The following is a 2,737-nucleotide window of genomic DNA, read 5'->3' on the forward strand; positions in this document are numbered from 1 at the left end:
CGTAATCTTGTCATTGAACACCTCAGGTCATGGTGGCGACTGTACCACCTAAAATGGTGTCCGGGATGATTAGACCACTACAGAGAAAACTGCATGAGCAGCACCAGTAAGGTGACAATCTTGGCGACAGGTAAGACCGGGGCACGGCCAGCCGGTAAGGCTTCTAACGCACCCACACCTTCATCCCGATACCACCGAAGCCAACGACCGATGGTCGAGCGAGCTGCGCCGGTAAGGTGATGAACATCAGTGATCGTGCGTCCTTCATGTAACAGCAAAATGGCCATCAAGCGACGAGCATGCCCTTTATCACGGGTGGCATGGATGATTTTGTGAATGCGGCGCCGTTGTGGTCGTGGCAGGGGTGGTAGGATAGGCATCAACTCAGTCCTTTGGGTGTGGCTTGTTTTGTTTGGCGACAAATGAGATCGCACAAACTGGACTGAGTTCCCTTCCTCCAGTGATCTACTATTTGGAACAGCTATTTAGCAAGCTAGGCGGATAGAAATGCGTAATGAGTCACGGCCTTGCTCGCCATAGCCCTGCGGGCAAATGGCGTTACCACTTTTTTGCCATTGCCTCGGAGATGATCTCTGCCTTGAGGCGCTCATCGGCATACATCTTCTTAAGGCGACGATTTTCCTCTTCCAGCTCTTTGAGGCGCGCCATGAGGGAGGTATCCATGTCACCGAATTTGGAGCGCCATTTGGAGAATGGTAGCGGAGCTGATGCCATGCTCACGACAGAGCTCAGGGACGGGTGAACCAGACTCAGCCTGTTTGAGGATGGCGATGATCTGCGCATCGCTAAAACGTGATGTTTTCATGTAGAACATCCTGCATTCGCAGTACGGGAACATTCTACTTATGAGCACCTCAGTTTTCGGGGAGATTACCACCCTACCAGTTCCTGTGACAAAAAGAGGCGACATCAAGAAGAATGAAAAAGGGGCCACAATGGCACCCTTTAGCAAGATGGATACGAAAACAGGGTCACTCCGTCATGGGCTTTACCCCTTGGATCAATGTGCCGGCGCCAGAGTTAGACTGACATTGCCAAAGCCTTCGCTGGCAAGGGTTTTTCTATCCAGTTTCAAATCGGTGAGCTCCACCTTATTGACAGATGCGCTGCGCAGCAAAGCCTTCGTGGAAGTGGTCGGTGGCAAGCCGATTTCAATATCGCCCGCAAACTGACTCTCGGCATAGAAGTCGCCAGTGACACTGGCATGGACCGGACGCAGCACCAACCCCAGATTGCTCTGCATGGTCGACAAACCATACTCGCTGATGGCCCAGTTCCAGTCCCACCACTTCATTTCACCCGGGATATAACGCTTGTCCCACTGGTAGCGGATGCTGCTCGCCTTGTCGCGGAACGGGCCGACGGCAAAGGTGTGCTCACTAGTGGGGCGATTCTCAGGATGGGTATTCCAGGCATTCCCGTTCCTGCGCAGGAAGCCCTTCATGGTCAGGTCATAATTGACCTCGGCCTTGAACTCATAGGGATAGGAGATGTTGGACTTGTAGAGAGCAATCCGCACCGGCAGGCTGGAGTAAGGCGGCACCGTGGGACGCGCTTCAACCAAGACAGTCTCTCTGGTCTCTTCACCTTGCTGGGAAGCCCAGCTCTGGGTGGAGGAGATCTCTACCGAGTATTCAGTCTTGGAAACCTGCGGAATCTGGAAGCTGGTCTTGATCTCGACCAATTCACCCAAACTGTAAGTATCGGTTTTCGACCACTTGGTGGACTTGTCGTACTTCAGAGTCACCACCACCTGCTGGGGCTGGTCGGTGTTGTTGATCGCATTGGCTGTGATGTTCTTGACCAGTTGTTTGCCACTCTCGGTGACCTGACCGTGACTAAAGGAATCGGGGTCCAGGGTATATGAAAAGTTGCTTACTTTTATGGAACTCTTCTCCCCGCAACGATATCCTGAACAGCCACCGTCATTATTTCCCTTTATCAACCAACCATCGCTCAATCGGGTGACATCCATATCTTCCCCGACATAGGGACTATGATTTCCACCGACCCTAGCATACCCCAAAAAATAGGCAAGATAACTGACCGGCTTGATAAAATAATCATTATCATGGACAAGACGCCATTGAACATCGACCTCATCTCCCGCCGGAATATTCCAATCAGATAGTGTCGGTATTTCTCCAGAAACCGGCGAATTGGGATAGCACCAGCTCTCTCCTGCACCTACGAGACCTTTCTTGATTTCACCATTATATCCCGGCCCCATGATCACCCAGCCGTCGGCCAGCCCGGTGATCTGCCATGGACCCATGCGGCTGACCAAGCTATTCTTGATGCTCATGGCTTCATCACGGGTCAGGGGCCGATAGCCATTGGCACAGACGCCCTGCCCCAGTCCATACCATTTGACCTGAGCGGGATAAATAGGTTCAGCAGCCCGCACCTTCATAAGCATAAATATAGTACTTAGCAGTATAATATTGACCGAAATTACCTTATTCATCATTAACCCTCTTTCATAAACGTATTGTTAATTAGTCTATAAGCCCCCAAAAAGAACTCCAACGAGTCCCGCTCTGGGGGGCGAAGTAAAACATAAAAATCTAGTCATGAGAAATTAAATATAGTTGTAAAATTAAAATAATTAGAGTGATGACTTTATTGATTGATAAGTCATAAATATTGTGGGAGAGATTATTTAAATAGCCGTTTCGAATAGTAGATCACAGGAGGAAGGGAACTCAGTCCAGTT

Annotated in this window: 1 protein-coding gene and 2 pseudogenes; all 3 read right to left on the reverse strand. The window is 50.3% G+C overall.

The features are described from left to right. Nucleotides 1-83: 83 nt before the first annotated feature. Nucleotides 84-380, reverse strand: a pseudogene (locus A9G06_RS21800) (helix-turn-helix domain-containing protein); the annotation flags it as partial. Nucleotides 381-496: 116 nt separating this feature from the next. Beyond that, nucleotides 497-826: pseudogene (locus A9G06_RS21185) on the reverse strand (transposase); the annotation flags it as partial. A 195-nt stretch (nt 827-1,021) separates the two neighbouring features. Continuing rightward, on the reverse strand, nt 1,022-2,491 hold the full coding sequence (locus A9G06_RS21190; protein ID WP_069556544.1) for an aerolysin family beta-barrel pore-forming toxin: 1,470 nt from the start codon (nt 2,489-2,491) through the stop codon (nt 1,022-1,024). Nucleotides 2,492-2,737 lie beyond the last annotated feature (246 nt).

The sequence above is a fragment of the Aeromonas sp. DNP9 genome (assembly GCF_001728955.1).
In the GTDB taxonomy this organism is placed as follows: Bacteria; Pseudomonadota; Gammaproteobacteria; order Enterobacterales; family Aeromonadaceae; genus Aeromonas; species Aeromonas veronii.